The 16,091-nt window shown below is 28.5% G+C and carries 13 protein-coding genes; 8 read left to right on the forward strand and 5 right to left on the reverse strand.

Annotated features, from left to right (window positions below; all coding sequences use genetic code 11):
* Positions 1-10 precede the first annotated feature (10 nt).
* From ACPKM0_RS04295 to ACPKM0_RS04305, 3 genes are read left to right on the forward strand one after another with little or no spacing between them, the layout of a single operon-like run.
* A complete protein-coding gene (locus ACPKM0_RS04295) occupies positions 11-652 on the forward strand; it encodes a trimeric intracellular cation channel family protein (protein ID WP_472473636.1) in 642 nt (213 codons plus the stop codon).
* Positions 652-1,815 carry an alanyl-tRNA editing protein gene (locus ACPKM0_RS04300; RefSeq protein ID WP_472473638.1) on the forward strand — a complete coding sequence of 388 codons (1,164 nt, stop codon included), beginning with the start codon at positions 652-654 and terminating at the stop codon, positions 1,813-1,815. Before ACPKM0_RS04295 ends, ACPKM0_RS04300 begins: the two co-directional genes overlap by 1 nt.
* The gene (locus ACPKM0_RS04305) at positions 1,808-2,422 is read left to right on the forward strand and encodes a YqaA family protein (RefSeq protein ID WP_472473640.1); all 615 of its coding nucleotides are present in this window, start codon (positions 1,808-1,810) and stop codon (positions 2,420-2,422) included. Before ACPKM0_RS04300 ends, ACPKM0_RS04305 begins: the two co-directional genes overlap by 8 nt.
* Here ACPKM0_RS04305 and purB read toward each other — a convergent pair.
* The 4 genes from purB to hpt form a co-directional block, all read right to left on the reverse strand.
* On the reverse strand, positions 2,417-3,814 hold the full coding sequence (purB, locus tag ACPKM0_RS04310) for an adenylosuccinate lyase (protein ID WP_472473642.1): 1,398 nt from the start codon (positions 3,812-3,814) through the stop codon (positions 2,417-2,419). The genes ACPKM0_RS04305 and purB overlap by 6 nt on opposite strands.
* 70 nt (positions 3,815-3,884) lie before the next feature.
* Positions 3,885-5,153: an adenylosuccinate synthase gene (locus tag ACPKM0_RS04315; protein WP_472473644.1), complete on the reverse strand. Its 1,269-nt coding sequence runs from the start codon at positions 5,151-5,153 to the stop codon at positions 3,885-3,887.
* A 9-nt stretch (positions 5,154-5,162) separates the two neighbouring features.
* Positions 5,163-5,699 (reverse strand): phosphoribosyltransferase, encoded by a 537-nt coding sequence (locus tag ACPKM0_RS04320; RefSeq protein ID WP_472473646.1) that lies wholly within the window; start codon positions 5,697-5,699, stop codon positions 5,163-5,165.
* 51 nt (positions 5,700-5,750) lie between these two features.
* Positions 5,751-6,311 carry a hypoxanthine phosphoribosyltransferase gene (gene hpt, locus ACPKM0_RS04325; protein ID WP_472473648.1) on the reverse strand — a complete coding sequence of 187 codons (561 nt, stop codon included), beginning with the start codon at positions 6,309-6,311 and terminating at the stop codon, positions 5,751-5,753.
* Between the two features lie 294 nt (positions 6,312-6,605).
* Between hpt and ACPKM0_RS04330 the strand changes: the two genes are divergently transcribed.
* From ACPKM0_RS04330 to pheT, 5 genes are all read left to right on the forward strand, one after another.
* The gene (locus tag ACPKM0_RS04330) at positions 6,606-7,943 is read left to right on the forward strand and encodes a phosphomannomutase/phosphoglucomutase (protein WP_472473649.1); all 1,338 of its coding nucleotides are present in this window, start codon (positions 6,606-6,608) and stop codon (positions 7,941-7,943) included.
* Positions 7,944-8,733: 790 nt separating this feature from the next.
* Positions 8,734-9,435 (forward strand): GntR family transcriptional regulator, encoded by a 702-nt coding sequence (locus ACPKM0_RS04335; RefSeq protein ID WP_472473651.1) that lies wholly within the window; start codon positions 8,734-8,736, stop codon positions 9,433-9,435.
* Between the two features lie 209 nt (positions 9,436-9,644).
* Positions 9,645-11,630: an alpha-ketoacid dehydrogenase subunit alpha/beta gene (locus tag ACPKM0_RS04340; RefSeq protein ID WP_472473653.1), complete on the forward strand. Its 1,986-nt coding sequence runs from the start codon at positions 9,645-9,647 to the stop codon at positions 11,628-11,630.
* Positions 11,631-11,766: 136 nt separating this feature from the next.
* The gene (gene pheS, locus ACPKM0_RS04345; protein WP_472473655.1) at positions 11,767-13,305 is read left to right on the forward strand and encodes a phenylalanine--tRNA ligase subunit alpha; all 1,539 of its coding nucleotides are present in this window, start codon (positions 11,767-11,769) and stop codon (positions 13,303-13,305) included.
* Positions 13,305-14,999 (forward strand): phenylalanine--tRNA ligase subunit beta, encoded by a 1,695-nt coding sequence (gene pheT / locus ACPKM0_RS04350; protein WP_472473657.1) that lies wholly within the window; start codon positions 13,305-13,307, stop codon positions 14,997-14,999. Before pheS ends, pheT begins: the two co-directional genes overlap by 1 nt.
* A 35-nt stretch (positions 15,000-15,034) precedes the next feature.
* On the opposite strand, the gene ACPKM0_RS04355 is transcribed toward pheT, so the two are convergent.
* The gene (locus ACPKM0_RS04355) at positions 15,035-16,063 is read right to left on the reverse strand and encodes a helix-turn-helix transcriptional regulator (RefSeq protein WP_472473659.1); all 1,029 of its coding nucleotides are present in this window, start codon (positions 16,061-16,063) and stop codon (positions 15,035-15,037) included.
* Positions 16,064-16,091 lie beyond the last annotated feature (28 nt).

A 16,091-nucleotide genomic window follows, 5' to 3' on the forward strand; every position in this document is an offset into this window, starting at 1 on the left:
AATTCTATTTATGAGAAGTTCAGTTGAATTAATATATATGTTTGATATTTTTGGCACTATTATCTTTGCATTAACAGGAGCTTTAAAAGCCGTTGAAAAAGATTTAGATTTCTTGGGTGTTATTGTTTTTGCAACTACTGTTGGTTGTGGTGGTGGGATGCTTAGAGATTCTTTAATTGGAGCAACACCTGTTGCAGCCTTAACTAATTATATTTATTTATTGGTATGTGTAATTGTTGGAATTTTAGTGTTTTTCTTTGGAGCCTTAATACATAGCGAAAAAAAAGTTATAAAATATTTAGATGCGATAGGGCTTGGGGTATTTACTGCGCTAGGATGTGCTAAAGGTGCTTTATATGATTGTTCTTTAATCGGTCAAGTGTTATGTGGAATTGTAACTGCGACCGGTGGTGGAGTAATAAGAGATATTATGAGTAAAAATATTCCAACTATATTAACAAATGATTTTTATGCAACTGCCTCTTTGCTTGGAGGTCTTTTATATTTATATTTAGAAGGTACGACGCTTTCTATAGGATATCTATTTTTAATATGTTCTATCTTTGTATTTATTATAAGGGTGTTTGCTATACAATTTTCTATTGAACTGCCAAAAAGTAGCTCAGTGTGGAAAAGACAAGGGAAAAAATAATGAGTGAAGAATTAAAACAGTATTATATTAATCCTTATCAAAAGGAATTAATTACTAAAATAACTAAAATTAATGATAATAAGGTTTATCTTGAAAAAACTATCTTTTATCCAGAAGGTGGTGGCCAACCTGGTGACATTGGTTTTATAAATAATATAAAGGTAATTGATACTCAAAAAGATTCTTCAAATATAGCACATATTGTTGAAAATTCAGATTCATTTACTGTTGGTGATGTGGTTAGTATAAAACTAAATTGGGATCATAGATATGAGTATATGAAAATGCATACTGCTCAACATTTAATCAGTGGGATATTATATTCTAAATTCGATGTAAATACAGTTTCTGTTCATCAAGGTAATCCTAATTTAACAATTGAAATTGATAGAGCTAATTTTAGTGAAGAAGATTGTTACTTATTAGAAGATTTATCTAATGAGGCTATTGTTAATGGTAATAATATTTCTTATTTAGAAATGAATAAAGCTGAAGCAGAAAAGTTAGGTATGAGAAGAAGTATTAAAGTTGATGGCTTAATTAGAATAGTAGATGTTAAATCAATTGATAAGATAGCTTGTGGTGGTTTACATGTAAATAATACAAGAGAAATTGGTAAAATAATGTTTATTGGTTTTGAAAAAATAAGGAAACATTATAGATTAATTTTTAGGGTATCTAATAGAGTAAGCGAGACTTATAGAGAATTAGATAAAGTTGTTAAAACCTTGTGTACAATGCATAGTGCAACAATTTCTACTTTAGTAGATTGTGATAAAGCTTTGTTAGAAAAAAAACTTGATTTGGAAAAAGAAGTTAGAGCTTTAAAGAAAAAAAATACTAATTATTATATTAATTCTATTTTAAAAGATAATACTAATATTATTATCCAAGATATAAGTAAAGAAGATATTGATTTTAAGGATATTGAAATTAGTGAAGATAAAGTAGTTTTTCTTTATAAAATAGAAAATGAAATGCTTAAATGGTTTATTTATCTTGGAGATAGTTATAAAGAATATAATATTAATGATATTAGAAAAGACGTTTTAATTAAAATTAATGGAAAAGGTGGGGGAAAATTCCCAAATTTTCAAGGTAAGGGTGAAATTACAAATATTGATGAATGTATCGTAGCTTTTAAGGATTATTTTAATGAATAATGATAAAGAAAAGCATACTTTTTTAAGGGAAGATGGTTCAATTGCTTGGGGAAAATTAGTATTTAGAACTTTTATAGCTTTATTATTTATTTTTGTTATTTTTATTATTTATGATAAAGTAATAAGATCTAGCGTTCAAACAAGTACTTTAGCTCAAGATTTATATAATAAGCTTGGTCATTTTGGTGTTTCTCTTTTTGTATATCTTTGTGATACTTTTATAGTTCCTTTGACTCCAGATATTATGTTTCCATTAGTTTCTTCTAATTGGAATATTCTTGAGATAACTCTGTTTATGGGTAGTGCTTCTTTTTTAGGTGGTATTAGTGCATATTGGTTAGGTCATTTGCTATCTAAGATAAAAATAGTTGATAAATATGCTAATAAAATTATGGGAAGTCATAAAGTGTTTATACATAATAAAGGAGCCTGGGGCGTTGCACTTGCCGGCCTGACTCCAATTCCTTATTCTACTATCTGTTGGACAGCAGGAATATTAAAGGTTGAATTTAAAAAAGTAATATTTGCCTGCTTAGTAAGATTTCCACGTATGATTTTATACTATTATCTATTTATCGCAGGCGCTCAGATTACTAATTTTCTATAATATTTTAGATGCTTCATCTATAACCATTTGGGTTCTAAGTGAAGCATCACCTATATATTCATCTGCATTTAATAATTCAATAGCTTTATCTCTGCTAACATATTTTAATATTACTTTATCATTAATTAAGTCATGCATAAGAGTATTTTCTTTTCCCTCTTGAACTTCTTTCCAAGCTTTTAGGCTATGTTCTCGAATAACTTCATGCATTTCTTGTCTATTAGCACCATTTCTACCAAGTTCCATTAATAGTCTTTCACTTGCAGCAAAAATGCCATATGTTTTCATATTTCTCTCTATTGCTGTAGTGTGAATATTCATATTTTTAACAACCTTGATTGCTGTAATTAAAATTTCATCAGTAGCTAAAAAAGAATTTGGTAAAACAACTCTTCTATTTGCACTGTCATCAAGAGTTCTTTCAAGTAATGTGTGTGCACTATTTTGCCATAATGTATTAGGACTTGAACTAACAAATCTACAAAGACTATCAATTTTTTCACTGTTTATTGGATTTCTTTTAAATGGCATAGCAGATGAGCCTACTTGGTTTTTACCAAATGGTTCTGACCATTCTCCAATTGGAGGAGATTGTAATAATCTAAAATCTATAAAGAATTTATATAGAGTACAAGCTAAGGAAGATAGAGCATTTCCAACTCTTAAATCTTGTTTTCTTGTGTAAACTTGAGTTGCTGCACTAAAGGCTTTTAATTCAAGTTTTTTCATAACTATATCTTCCATTTCTTTTGCATTTAATTTTGTGCCTTTTAATAATTCAGTGTAGCTAGCTGCTGTTCCAACAGCCCCTTTCATTCCTTTTCCTCTAATATTATCTCTAACTGTTTCTAACTCTTTTATATCTTCAATTAAGTCTTGAGCAGTTTGAGCAATTCTGTATCCTACCGAGGTAGGCTCAGCAGGTTGAATATGTGTAAATGCCATACATGGTAAATCTTTATATTCTTCCATTTTATTTACATAAAGAGAAAGTAATTCTTTAGATTTATCAATAACAATATTTAGAGCTTCTTTAAGTCGAATTGCATCCATATTATCTAAAATATCCATGCTTGTAGCACCTAAGTGAATTATTGCACCAGCTTTTGGACATTGTTCAGCATAAGTTTTAATTTCTGCCATTAAATCATGATGAATAATATTTTCAATTTCAGTAGCTCTATCAACATCGATATCTGTTTTATGAGCTAATAATTCTTCTAACTGTTGTTGAGTAACAAGGCCAGCTTCCATTTGAGCTGAAGCTAATGCAATCCAAATTCTTCTGAGAAGTATTCTTTTATGCTTTTCACTGTATATTTCTCTCATCTTTGAGTTTGAGTATCTCCAAGTGAAAGGTGATATATATGTATCATGTGTAAATGATGTCATAGTATTACTCCAATAATATTTTTTTAAATAAAAAAAGGTTAAGCATTAAGCTTAACCCTTATGTTGTGAATTATAAAATTATAATTTGATCTCTTTCAGGGCCAACTGAAATAAATTTAATTCTAGCCCCTACTAACTTACCAATCTCAGTACAATAATCTTGTGCTTCTTTTGGTAAATCTTCCCATTTTCTAGCATTAGAAGTATCACATTTCCAACCTTTATATTCTTTATAAATTGGTTTTGCTACTTCTTGTAAAGCTGTTTCAGGTAAGTAGTTAATGATTTCACCATTTACTTCATAAGCTGTACAAACTTTAATAGTATCGAAATGGTCTAAGATATCAAGTTTAGTGATTGCAATATCAGTAAATCCATTTATCCAACAAGAATAATCAGCAGCAACTGCATCGAACCAACCACAACGACGAGGACGACCTGTTGTTGCACCGTATTCATGTCCGATATCTCTTAATTTTTCACCATCAGCATCGAATAATTCAGTCATAAATGGACCACCACCGACTGAAGTTGAGTAAGCTTTTACTACACCAATTATTTCATCAATTCTATTTGGAGCTATACCAGCACCACTACAAGTACCACCAGCTGTTGGGTTGCTACTTGTTGTATAAGGATAAATACCCCAGTCTAAATCTCTCATGATACCAAGTTGTCCTTCTAATAAAATATTTTTATTAGATTCATAAGCATCTCTAATTACTGGAACTGAGTCAATAATTTTATCACCATAAACTGCTTTCCATTTTCTACAAACTTCAAGCATTTCTTCTAGGGTAACTTCTGGTAAACCAAAATAAGCTAATTCTCTATTTTTTCTAGGTAATAGCATGTTTAATCTTTTAGTTAATCTTTCTTCATCTAAAATATCAACAGCTCTGATACCACTTCTAGCAGCTTTATCACTATATGTTGGTCCGATACCTTTTTTTGTAGTACCAATTTTCCAGTTTTTAGCTTTACTTGCTTCTTCTGCACCGTCTAAAGTACAGTGAAATGGCATAATTAAGTGTGCTCTTTTGTCAATGAAAAGATTGTTTCCATCAACGCCAGCTTTTCTAATAGAATCTAGCTCAATTGTCATAGTATCAAAATTTACTACTGTTCCAGCTCCAACAATATTTGTTGTTTCTGGATTAAAGATACCAGATGGAATAATATGAAGTGCAAATTTACCTTTATCATTGATAACTGTGTGACCTGCATTATCTCCACCTTGGAAACGGATACATAAATCAGCTTTTGTTGCTAAATAATCAACAACACGGCCTTTTCCTTCATCTCCCCATTGGGCTCCTACAATAGCACTTATACTCATGTTTTCTCCTTAGGCGTTTTTCTCTAACATAGCCTTTTCATTTTCTGTATGTTCTTCGATATCCACGGCATCCCACGGATATTTTATCCATAAATCGTCAATCTCTAAAGCAGGGAAATATCTCTTTATTTCCTCTGGGAAATCGGCATCTTTTTCTTTTTTCTTGTTATGAAGTACTAAAACTGCGATTTCTTCAGGATTATATTTTAATAACTCTCTAACGCAATAACCTAAAGTAGCTCTTGTATCATCAACTTCGTCTATTAATAATACTTTTTTACCTTTTAGTTGTTCTTGAACTTCGTCAATCCATTGAATTTTGGTTGGTAAGGTTCTGTGCTTATTATCTACCCCATAATAAGATATGCCAACAGCATAAATAGGGCGATTGATAAAAGTTTTGATTATTCTAGCAGGTATAAAACCTCCTGAACCGATTGCAACAATAACATCAGGATCAAAATCACTATCCTTTATTTGTGTTGCAAGTCCTTTTACAAGCTTATGTACTGTGTTGTAACTTACATAAAATTTTTCGTTTTTCATTAATGAAGTTTCCAATTTTATTAATATATTTTAATTTTTATAAATTAATTCTTATTCTTGAGGGTACATTTCTGCAATATAAGGCAGAGTTCTGTATCTTTCATTATAATCTAAACCATATCCTACTACCCAAACATCAGGAATAGTAAATCCCATATAATTAATTTCTACAGGAACTGTATGTCTATCAGGTTTATCTAATAAAACTAAAGTTTTGACACTTGCTGGTTTTCTAGCTTTGAAGTTTCTAATTAAGTAATCAAGAGTATATCCTGAATCAAGAATATCTTCGATAATTAAAACATGTTTAGCTTCCATGTTTTCTCTTGTATCCATTAACAATCTTACATTACCACTTGTTCTATCTCCTTGGTAAGAAGATAAAGCAATGAAGTCAACAACATGAGGTATTGTTAATTTTCTACATAAGTCTGCGGTCAAAATAAAAGAGCCCTTTAATACCCCAACGAGTATAAGGCGCCCTTCAATGTTTGCATATGCGTCATTGATCTGATGTGCTAATTCATCAACTCTACGTGAAATAGAGTCAGCATCTATTAAAACTCTAGCTAAGTCTTTAGTTAAAGCAGGTATTGCTAGTGAAGATCCCATAAACCCTCCAATTTAGATTATACCTATTTGTACAAGAAATAAAAATAATAGTCAATTAAAACTAAGGTGTATAAAACCTTATAATTAATTTATTTTAATAATTAATTATTCTTTATTTTTCTTAAAATAATTAACTTTTTTCAATTTTATTCACCTTATTTTGTTTTATTTTTTTTATATTTTTGGTATACTATTTATATAGTAATTCTTTATTAAATAAATAATTATTTATATAAAGGTTGCATATTATTATTTATAAAATAAATATCATTAATTTTTGTTTTTGGAGGATTTATGAAAGCATTTAAAGCCTATGATATAAGAGGGGTCTTCTCAAGTGATTTAACTCTTGATTTGGCTTACAAAGTTGGTTATTTTTTGCCTAAATTATTAGATGCAAATAATATTTTAGTTGGTAGAGATATGAGAGTCTCTTCACCGGATATGTTTGACTCTTTGACAAAAGGGATAGTAGATTCAGGTTGTGATGTTATTGATATTTCTTTATCTTCAACTCCAATGGTTTATTTTGCAACAGTATATTTTGAAGTGGATGGTTCTGTTCAAATTACAGCATCTCATAATCCAGCTAAATATAATGGATTAAAAATTAGTAGAAAAATGGCAGTTCCTGTAGGTGGTGAAACTGGGCTTAATAGACTTAAAGAAATGTGTGAAAATGAAGAAGTTGTTGTAAGTCAAGAAAAAGGGAAAATTAAATCTGTAGATGCTAAAACTCCATATATTGAATTTTTGAGAAAATATAAAGAAAATTTTTCTTCTCTAAAAATAGCTGTAGATTGTTCTAATGGAATGGCAAGTTTATTAGTAAAAGATATTTTAGGTGATGATGTTATTTATATAAATGATACATTAGATGGAACATTTCCTAATCATGAACCAAATCCATTAGATCCAAGTAATTGTAAACAATTGCAAGATGTTGTTGTTAATAATAAATGTGATTTAGGAATTATTTTTGATGGTGATGCAGATAGAGTAATGTTTATAGATGAAAAAGGTGGCTATATTCCAGCAGATCATTTAATGGGTATTTTAGGTGAAAAAATGCTTGAAATGGATGGAGAGAAAATAGCTGTTGTTGATATTAGAACTTCAAAATCAACAACTGAATATTTAGAAAGAATTGGATATCAAGTAATAATGTGGAAAGTTGGGCATGTTCATGCAAAAGCAAAACTTAGAGAAACTGGTGCTGTTTTTGGTGGTGAATTAGCAGGTCATTATTATTTTAAAGAATTTAATAATTGTGATAGTGGTTTATTTGCTATGATTATGGTTTTAAATCATGTAAAAGCTAAAAAAGAAGAAGGTCTATCTTTATCTGCACTTATTGATAATATTGTAAAATATCAATCAAGTGGAGAAATTAATTTTAAAGTTGAAAACAAAGATGAAGTAATTGATATATTGAAAAATAAATATTCAAAAGATGCAACAAAAGTATTAGATACTGATGGATATCGAATCGAATTTCCTTCTTGGTGGTTTGGTGTTAGAAAAAGTAATACAGAACCTTATTTAAGATTGGTTGCAGAAGCTAGTACTAGTGATGAGTTAGATGATAGAGTAAAAGAAATTACAAATATTATTAAAGAAAATTCAAAATAGTTAAGTTATATTTTATTCATTCTCCAGTTTTATAACTGGAGATTTTTTTACATAATAAAAGCATTCAAAATTTGGTGGGGTTTAAATTTTGAATGCTAATATATTTAGGAGTATTAATTATACCACTATTAATCCAATCTAGATTATTGCAGTTAATCAATCAATAATAATGTATTTATGCTTTTTTAATTAGACTTTTTAACCACATGATAAATAATTATTTATAACTTTATCTTTGGTTTTATAGTTTGAAAAAGCACTAAATTTATTTTTTCTAAGTAGATTAATGTAATAAATTTTAGATAAGTGGGAAAAGTTTAATTCTAAATTATCTGACCTTTTATTAGCTACTTTAAAAATAATATTTGAGATAAATCTCTTTAATAGAGTGTTTCTTACTTTATTTAATAAAATGGAAACTAAATATTTATTTATAAATTTAGAAAAAATATTTTTAGATGAAGTTTGATTTAAATTTATAGATATAGTTTTTTTCTCAGTTATATTTAATGTGCAAAAATATACTGATAAAATATTTATGATAGTAAATAATATTATAGTCTTTATTTCCATTTTTTAAATCTTCCAAATTTATTTTACGTAAAGTATTGCATGAGAATATATACTTGTCAATTAAAAGTTAACTATTTTAGTAAATACTATTATAGTTAACTTTAATTAAATAGATAGGAACAAATTTTTTAGTTAAAGAAGTAAATTAGTTATTTTATTTATATTTAAATAGTTTATAATTTGATTTATAATATATTTGTATATAAGGAGCCAATTTATGAGTGATCAAGTAGTAAGTAACAATTCAGCTAGTATAGAAATAGTAAAAAAATTGAAAAATAAAATATTTTCAGGCGAATTAAAAAATAATGACAGATTAGTTGAAACTGCTATTGCTCAAGAAAACAATGTAAATAAAATACATGTTCATAAAGCTCTTCAACAATTATCTGCAGAAGGATTATTAGAATATAAACCAAGAAGAGGCTTTTTTGTTTTAGGTGTTGATGAATCTGATTTTTTAGAGTTAGTTAAAATAAGAGAAGTTATGGAAAATGCTATTATGGAAAAGTTTATAACTGTAGCTGATAAAAAAATCATTGATAGTTGTATAAGAATTATTAAAAGAAAGTTAGCTTTTTTAAATAGTGGATTAATTGATGATGCAGATCTAGAAACGATAAAATTTTTTAAAGAAGTAAATAAGTGTGTTAATTATAAGCATATCCCCCGTCTACTTAAACAACATCAAAGCTATTTGATGAATATTGTTCACTCTGATTTTAAAGTTAGAGAAGATTTAAAAATTACTATTGAAACTACTAAGGTTTTATTAGATGCTTTAGAAAATGTAGATATAAATAAGGCTAGTTTATGGGTGAGTATGAGACATGATAATTTAGTTAAGTCCTGTCATACTAATGCGAATCATCTCCCTAAAAATATAGGTCCAAAAATTAATAATGAATACGATTTTTGAATAAAAAAAAAGAATTCTTACTCAAAATAAAGTATTTTGGTATTTTTTTATAATATTTTTGATTTGTATATTTACTTCACACTATTTTTCATTTAGTATTTAAATAACAAAAAGTTTGAGTCGTCTGAAAAACTTCTCATTAATAAACTGTGTATACGGTTTAATAGTAGGTTATGAACTTTACATTTATAATCAAATAAGGGGAACTTATGCAGTTAAATAAGAAGAAGGCTCTTAAAGCATTAGAGATAATGCTTAATTCAAGGTACTTTGAAAATTACATATCATCTTTATTTCAAAAAAAAATAATGCACGGCACTACACATTTAAATATAGGTCAAGAAGCATGTCAGGCTGGCCTTGCTTTAAATCTAGAACAAGGTGATTGGATTGTTCCAACCCATAGATGTCATGGTTACACTATTGCAAGTGGCAGTTCTATATATAAAATGTTTAGTGAGATGTTTGGTTCTTCCCATGGTTTAAGTAAAGGACTTGGTGGAAGTATGCATATGAGTGATTTAAAAAATCATAATCCAGGATCTTCTGCAATTGTAGCAAGTTCTGTAGCTCTAGCTTCAGGCATAGCTTTTTCAATTAAAAAAAATAAAAAAAATAATATGGCTGTTGCAATATTAGGAGATGGTGCAACATCTCGTGGTGTAGTTCATGAAATAATGAATTTATCCTCTATTTGGGATTTACCTCTTTTATTCTATTTGGAAAATAATGGCTATGGAATGAGTTCTAGCGTAAAAGATATGGTTGCTGGAAATGAAATCACAGATAGAGCAAAAGCTTTAAATATTAAAGCTATTAGTATTGATGGTAATGATGTTGAGGCCGTATACAAAGCTGTAGAGACTGCAAGAAAATATATAATCGAAGAAAAACGTCCATATTTTATAGAATTAAAAACTTATAGATTTAATGGTCATTCGAAGTCCGATTCATGTGTTTATAGAACTCGTGAGGAAGAGTGCCTTTGGTTAAAAAAATGTCCTATTAAAAATTTTGAAGAAAAACTTATTAATAATAAAATTGCTACAGAAGATGAAATTAAATATTTAAATAAAGCTTGTGAATCTTATGTTCAAAAAGAATTAGAAAAGGCAGAAGATGTAAAAGATGACTATTTAAATATAGAAGACTTATATGATTATGTTTATGATGATACAGAAATTGAAGAAGTTATTTCGCAAAATACTCATAGAGCAACAGGTAGAGAGGCTATAAGAGAAGCCTTATTTGAAGAATGTGTTCGTGATGAAAATGTAGTTCTTATTGGTGAAGATATTGGCATTTATGGTGGTTGTTTTAAAGTTACAGGTGATTTATATAAAGACGTTAAAGATCAAATGTTTGAAACCCCAGTTAGTGAAGAAGGTTTTGCTAATTTAGCTGTTGGTGCTGCTTTCTTAGGTACTAGAAGTGTTGTTGAAATAATGTATGGAGATTTCTCTTCATTAATCAGTGATGCTTTAATTAATCATGCAAGTAAAACTAGGTTCATGAGTGGGGGGCAATTTAATTGTCCTGTTGTCTTTAGATTACCTATGGGCTGTGGTACAGGCCATGGTGCTCAACATTCACAATCATTAGAAAGTATGTTCACTAATATTCCGGGCTTGAAAGTAGTTGCACCTTCTTCTCCTAGAAGTGCCAAAGCTTTATTAAAAGCATCAATAAGGGATAATAATCCAGTTGCTTTTATTGAACATAAATTATTGTATAACAATGAAAGTGAAGTTGGTGATGATTCTGAAATATATGCACTTGGAAAAGCTTCAATATTAAAAGAAGGAAATTCAGTTACTTTGATTTCTTATGGATATAGTACTAATATTTGTTTAAAAGCTGTAGAATTATTTGAAGAGCATACAAAGGAAAAAAATCTTGTTGAAGTGATTGATTTAAATACTTTAATTCCTTTAGATGTTACTACTATTTTAAATTCTGTTAAAAAAACACATAGAGTTATAATTGTACACGAAGCTCCTTTGGTAGGTGGTTTTTCAGGTGAAATTTCTGCAACGATTTGTGAAAATGAAGAAGTTTTTTCTCTTTTAGAAAAACCTGTTATACGTTTAGGTGCTAAATCTATACCAATTCCATTTAGTCCAACTTTAGAAAGAGATACAGTTCCAACTGAACTTGATGTATTTGCAAAATTAAATCAAATTTTGGATAAATAAAACAATAAAATAAAACTAAATTTAATTAATATTAATTTTTTATTACTGTTTGACCTTTTCATTTTCCCATTTGTTTAATATTATAAATTGAAAATTAATTGCGTAATTTATGTAATTAAATCTAGGAGAAACAATTATGGACATTGATGTAAAGAACTTGCATCCATTAGAAGTCCGCTTGCTTCGTCATGTAAAATTAGGTGAAGAAATCACATCTGATAGATTAATTAGCGAGTTGGATTATAAAGTGGGTCAATGTAACCAATCATTTAGTTGGTTATGTAATAAGGGCTTTTTAGAGGAAAAGAGTCGTACAACAAGAACTCTTTTTGAACTAACAGAGTTGGGTAAGAAACACCATGAAATTGGAATACCAGCCTTTAGAATCTTTACATTTTTAAAAGAAAATGGGGCAACTTCCTTACCAGAAATAGCAAGTGCACTTTCACTTGAAAAAAGTGATGTAGGTTCTGCTTTCGGTGCTTTATCTAAAGCCAAAGTTACAAAAATGAATGAAGAAAAGAAAGCAATTGTTATTGCAGATGGTCTTCCTGAAAATGAATTATTAGTAATTAGCTTAATTGAAAGGGGTGTTAAAGGTGATATCGCTGAAGATGCTCTTAGTGCTAATGAAAAGAAAGCTATGCAAAAAATTGCTAAAAAAAGAGGTGCTTCTTCTTCAGCCTTTAAAATGATTGAAAGAGAAGATGTTATCTTTAGTTTAACTGAACTTGGTAATCAAGCAAGAGAAGCAATCTTTAGTGCTAATATTACAGGTGAAGAATTAGGTAATGTTACTGCAAAAATGCTTGAAACAGGTAGTTGGAAAACTGGAACATTTAGACCTTATGGTATTGATGGTCCAACATCAAAATTAATTCCTGGTAGACATAATCCTTATGGTAATTATCTACAATGGGTAAAAGATAAATTAAGTGCTTTAGGTTTTGAAGAATTTGATGGTTCATTAGTTGAAAATGAATTCTGGAATGGTGATGCTTTATTTATGCCACAATTCCATAGTGCTAGAGATATTCACGATGTATATTATTTAAAGAATCCATCTCATTGTAAGAAAATTGAAGAACCTTGGTTGTCAAATGTAGCAAAAACTCACTCAGACGGTTGGGAAACTGGATCTAGAGGTTGGGGTTATGGTTTTGACCATGATTTTACTAGACGTCAAATTATGAGATCTCAAGGAACTGTTTTATCTGCAAGACAATTACCTAATGCAAAAATTCCAGGTAAATATTTTGGTGTTGCTAGATGTTTTAGATATGATCAAGTTGATGCAACACACGGTGCTGACTTCTATCAAACTGAGGGTATTATATTAGGTGATGATGTTAATTTAAAAACTCTTTTAGGTTTATTAAAATTATTTGCTGAAGAAATTGCTGGTGCTGAAGAAGTAAAATATGTTCCAGGTTATTTCCCATTTACTGAACCTTCAATTGAAGTACATATTAAACACCCAGTATTAGGATGGTTTGAATTAGGTGGAAGTGGTATTTTCCGTCCAGAAGTAACTAAACCTTTAGGTATTGATGTTCCTGTACTTGCTTGGGGATTAGGAATTGATAGAATGGCTCTAATGCATTTAGGATTAAATGATTTAAGAGAATTATTCACACCAGATATTGATAGTGTTAGAACAAGGAGGGGAAAATAATGCCTAAAATTGAAACAACAGAAAAAGCTTTATTTTCTTTACTTAACAGAAAACTAAGTGATGATGAATTAGAAGATATATTCCCAGTTGCTAAAGCTGAATTAGATGCTCACGATGGTGATGTAATTAAAATAGAATTAAATGATACTAATAGACCTGACTTATGGTCAGCAGCAGGTATTGCTCGTTTACTAAATTCTTATCAAATGGGTGAAGCTCCTTTATATGATTTCTTCTCAACTAAAGACGAAACTTTTGATAATGCTGATAGAACTATGAAAGTAGAAAATTCTCCATCCTATAGAAAATATTCAATTGGTTTTGCTGCAAAAGGACATACTGTAAATAATGAAGATCTACTTTCATTAATTCAAAGTCAAGAAAAACTTTGTTTTAACTTTGGTAGAAAAAGAAAAACAATTGCTATGGGGATTTATAGAAGTGATTTAATTAAATACCCAGTTCATTATACTAGCGCAGATCCTGATAGTACTTCATTTACTCCATTAGGTTTAGATGAGGAATTAACTCTTAGAGAAATTTTGAAAAAACACCCTAAAGGTATTGAATATGGTCCAATCATTGAAAATGAAGATGTTTATCCATATTTAGTTGATGATGATAATAAAACATTATCAATGCCTCCTGTAATTAACAGTAATACAGTTGGAGCTGTAGAAGTAGGTGATAGTGATTTATTTGTTGAAATGAGTGGTCCTATTTTAAAGAACCTATTATTAGCTGCTTCTATTATGGCTTGTGATATGGCAGATATGGGATTTGAAATTCTTCCTGTAAAAGTTTATTTTGATGAAGAAACTGAATTCGGTAGTGAAATTACAGTTCCTTACTATTATCAAGAACCTGCTAAATGTTCAATTGCTGAAGTTAAGAAATTAACTGGAATGGATTTAACACCAGAGCAAATAATTGAATCACTTAAAAAAATGGGTGTTTATTCAGTTATTGATGAAAATGATGTTTATATTACAGTTCCTGAGTATAGAGATGACTTCTTACATGCAGCTGATGTTGTAGAAGATGTTATAATTGGATATGGTTTAAATAATTTCGAACCAGAAATGCCAAGTGATTTTACTATGGGTAGATTATCTCCTGCTGAAGAATTAGGTAGAAAGACAAAAGATATCTTAGTAGGCTTAGGTTTCCAAGAAATGATGTATAATTATTTAGGATCTAGAAAAGAATATATTGATAACATGAATGTTGATGGAAATGACTATATTCAAATTGCAAATCCAATGAGTGAAAACTATGAATATGTTAGACCTTCAGTAATACCAAGTTTATTAGAAAGTGAAAGTATTAGTGCAAGAGCAGCTTATCCTCATAAGATTTTTGAAGTTGGTAAAATTGCTTATTTAGATGATTCAACTAATAGTGGAACAGTTACTAAAAACTCTTTAGGTTTAATGTTAGCAGATTCAACTATGGGCTTTAATGAAATTTCATCAATTGTAAGCACATTAATGTATTTCATGAATTTAGATTATAAGAATGCAGTTCTAGAAAATGATAATAGATTTATCACAGGTAGAGGTGCTAAAATTATGGTTGATGGAAAACAAATAGGTTTATTTGGTGAAGTTCATCCAGGTGTATTAGAAAATTGGGGTTGTTCAATGCCTACAGTTGTATGTGAAATTGATTTAGATAATGTATTAGCTTTATAAAATATAAAATTAATTAATATATAAACGGATTGGATTTAATTGTTCAATCCGTTTTTTATTTTATCTCTGTAATTAGTCGGAGTTAAAAAAGTATATTTTTTGAAAAAACTAATAAAATTATTAGGAGATTTTATCCCAATTTGATTAGATATTTCACTTATATTCTTTTCTGAATAAGCTAATAAGTTCTTCGCTTTATCGATTCTTTGGGTATTTACATATTCTTTAAATGTGGAGTTAGTAACTTCAAAAAAAAGTGAAGATAAATATTTAGCACTGATACTCATTTCTTTTGCAACTTTTTCTAAAGTAAGCTTTTTTTCTAAATTGTTGTTTATATAGTATTTTGCTTCTTTTATTTTTTGATTACTTTTAAGACGTGTAAAATCAAAGCTATCGCTAATTTTATCTAAAAGTTGATTAGTTTTAAAAAGTAACTGTGAACTGTTTTCACAAAATTCAAATTCACTAGTTATTATACTTGTTAAAAAAATATTAAAATCTGGATCAATATTATTGTTTTCAATAGAACTGAATATATAACAAAAAATATAAACAACTAAGTTTTTTTGCATTCTTAATTTTTCAATTCCATATTTTTCTTCGATAAGAGAATTCAATAATATTTTTATATATATTTTTGTAGCTTCTATGTTCCCTGTTTTGACACTATCTTCTAAAAAATTAATAATATTTACATTTACTCTCTGCTTGTTTTTTTTATTCTCTTTTAATAGTGCGTTGTTAAAACTTGTATTTACATCAAGAGAAAATATACTTTTTTTGGTAAATGATGTATTGAAAAATAGATAGTAGAATAATTTAGCATTGTCAAAAATAATAATATTGTCCTTTTCAAAAGGTCCAATAATTATTATATTTTCTTTTTTTATAATAATGTAAGAATCTTCAGCTGTGTTTAAAGTAAATATTTTTTTTCTTGAATTTATTGTTGAAATAATAGGTGCAAAATTATCATTTAAATATTTATCATTTAATTCAAACTCTTTTAGATAGATTTTATTTATTAAACATAAATCATTAATTAATTGAATATTTTGCATATATTTTATAAATTCCTTTTTTATCTAT

The sequence above is a fragment of the Pleomorphochaeta sp. genome (genome assembly GCF_050031695.1).
In the GTDB taxonomy this organism is placed as follows: domain Bacteria; phylum Spirochaetota; class Spirochaetia; order Sphaerochaetales; family Sphaerochaetaceae; genus Pleomorphochaeta.

What these genes read in the sequence shown, in the direction of transcription:
- ACPKM0_RS04295 (WP_472473636.1), top strand. Translation starts at nt 11, where the DNA reads ATGAGAAGTTCAGTTGAATTAATATATATGTTTGATATTTTTGGCACT.
- ACPKM0_RS04300 (WP_472473638.1), top strand. Translation starts at nt 652, where the DNA reads ATGAGTGAAGAATTAAAACAGTATTATATTAATCCTTATCAAAAGGAA.
- ACPKM0_RS04305 (WP_472473640.1), top strand. Translation starts at nt 1,808, where the DNA reads ATGAATAATGATAAAGAAAAGCATACTTTTTTAAGGGAAGATGGTTCA.
- purB (WP_472473642.1), bottom strand. Translation starts at nt 3,814, where the DNA reads ATGACATCATTTACACATGATACATATATATCACCTTTCACTTGGAGA.
- ACPKM0_RS04315 (WP_472473644.1), bottom strand. Translation starts at nt 5,153, where the DNA reads ATGAGTATAAGTGCTATTGTAGGAGCCCAATGGGGAGATGAAGGAAAA.
- ACPKM0_RS04320 (WP_472473646.1), bottom strand. Translation starts at nt 5,699, where the DNA reads ATGAAAAACGAAAAATTTTATGTAAGTTACAACACAGTACATAAGCTT.
- hpt (WP_472473648.1), bottom strand. Translation starts at nt 6,311, where the DNA reads ATGGGATCTTCACTAGCAATACCTGCTTTAACTAAAGACTTAGCTAGA.
- ACPKM0_RS04330 (WP_472473649.1), top strand. Translation starts at nt 6,606, where the DNA reads ATGAAAGCATTTAAAGCCTATGATATAAGAGGGGTCTTCTCAAGTGAT.
- ACPKM0_RS04335 (WP_472473651.1), top strand. Translation starts at nt 8,734, where the DNA reads ATGAGTGATCAAGTAGTAAGTAACAATTCAGCTAGTATAGAAATAGTA.
- ACPKM0_RS04340 (WP_472473653.1), top strand. Translation starts at nt 9,645, where the DNA reads ATGCAGTTAAATAAGAAGAAGGCTCTTAAAGCATTAGAGATAATGCTT.
- pheS (WP_472473655.1), top strand. Translation starts at nt 11,767, where the DNA reads ATGGACATTGATGTAAAGAACTTGCATCCATTAGAAGTCCGCTTGCTT.
- pheT (WP_472473657.1), top strand. Translation starts at nt 13,305, where the DNA reads ATGCCTAAAATTGAAACAACAGAAAAAGCTTTATTTTCTTTACTTAAC.
- ACPKM0_RS04355 (WP_472473659.1), bottom strand. Translation starts at nt 16,063, where the DNA reads ATGCAAAATATTCAATTAATTAATGATTTATGTTTAATAAATAAAATC.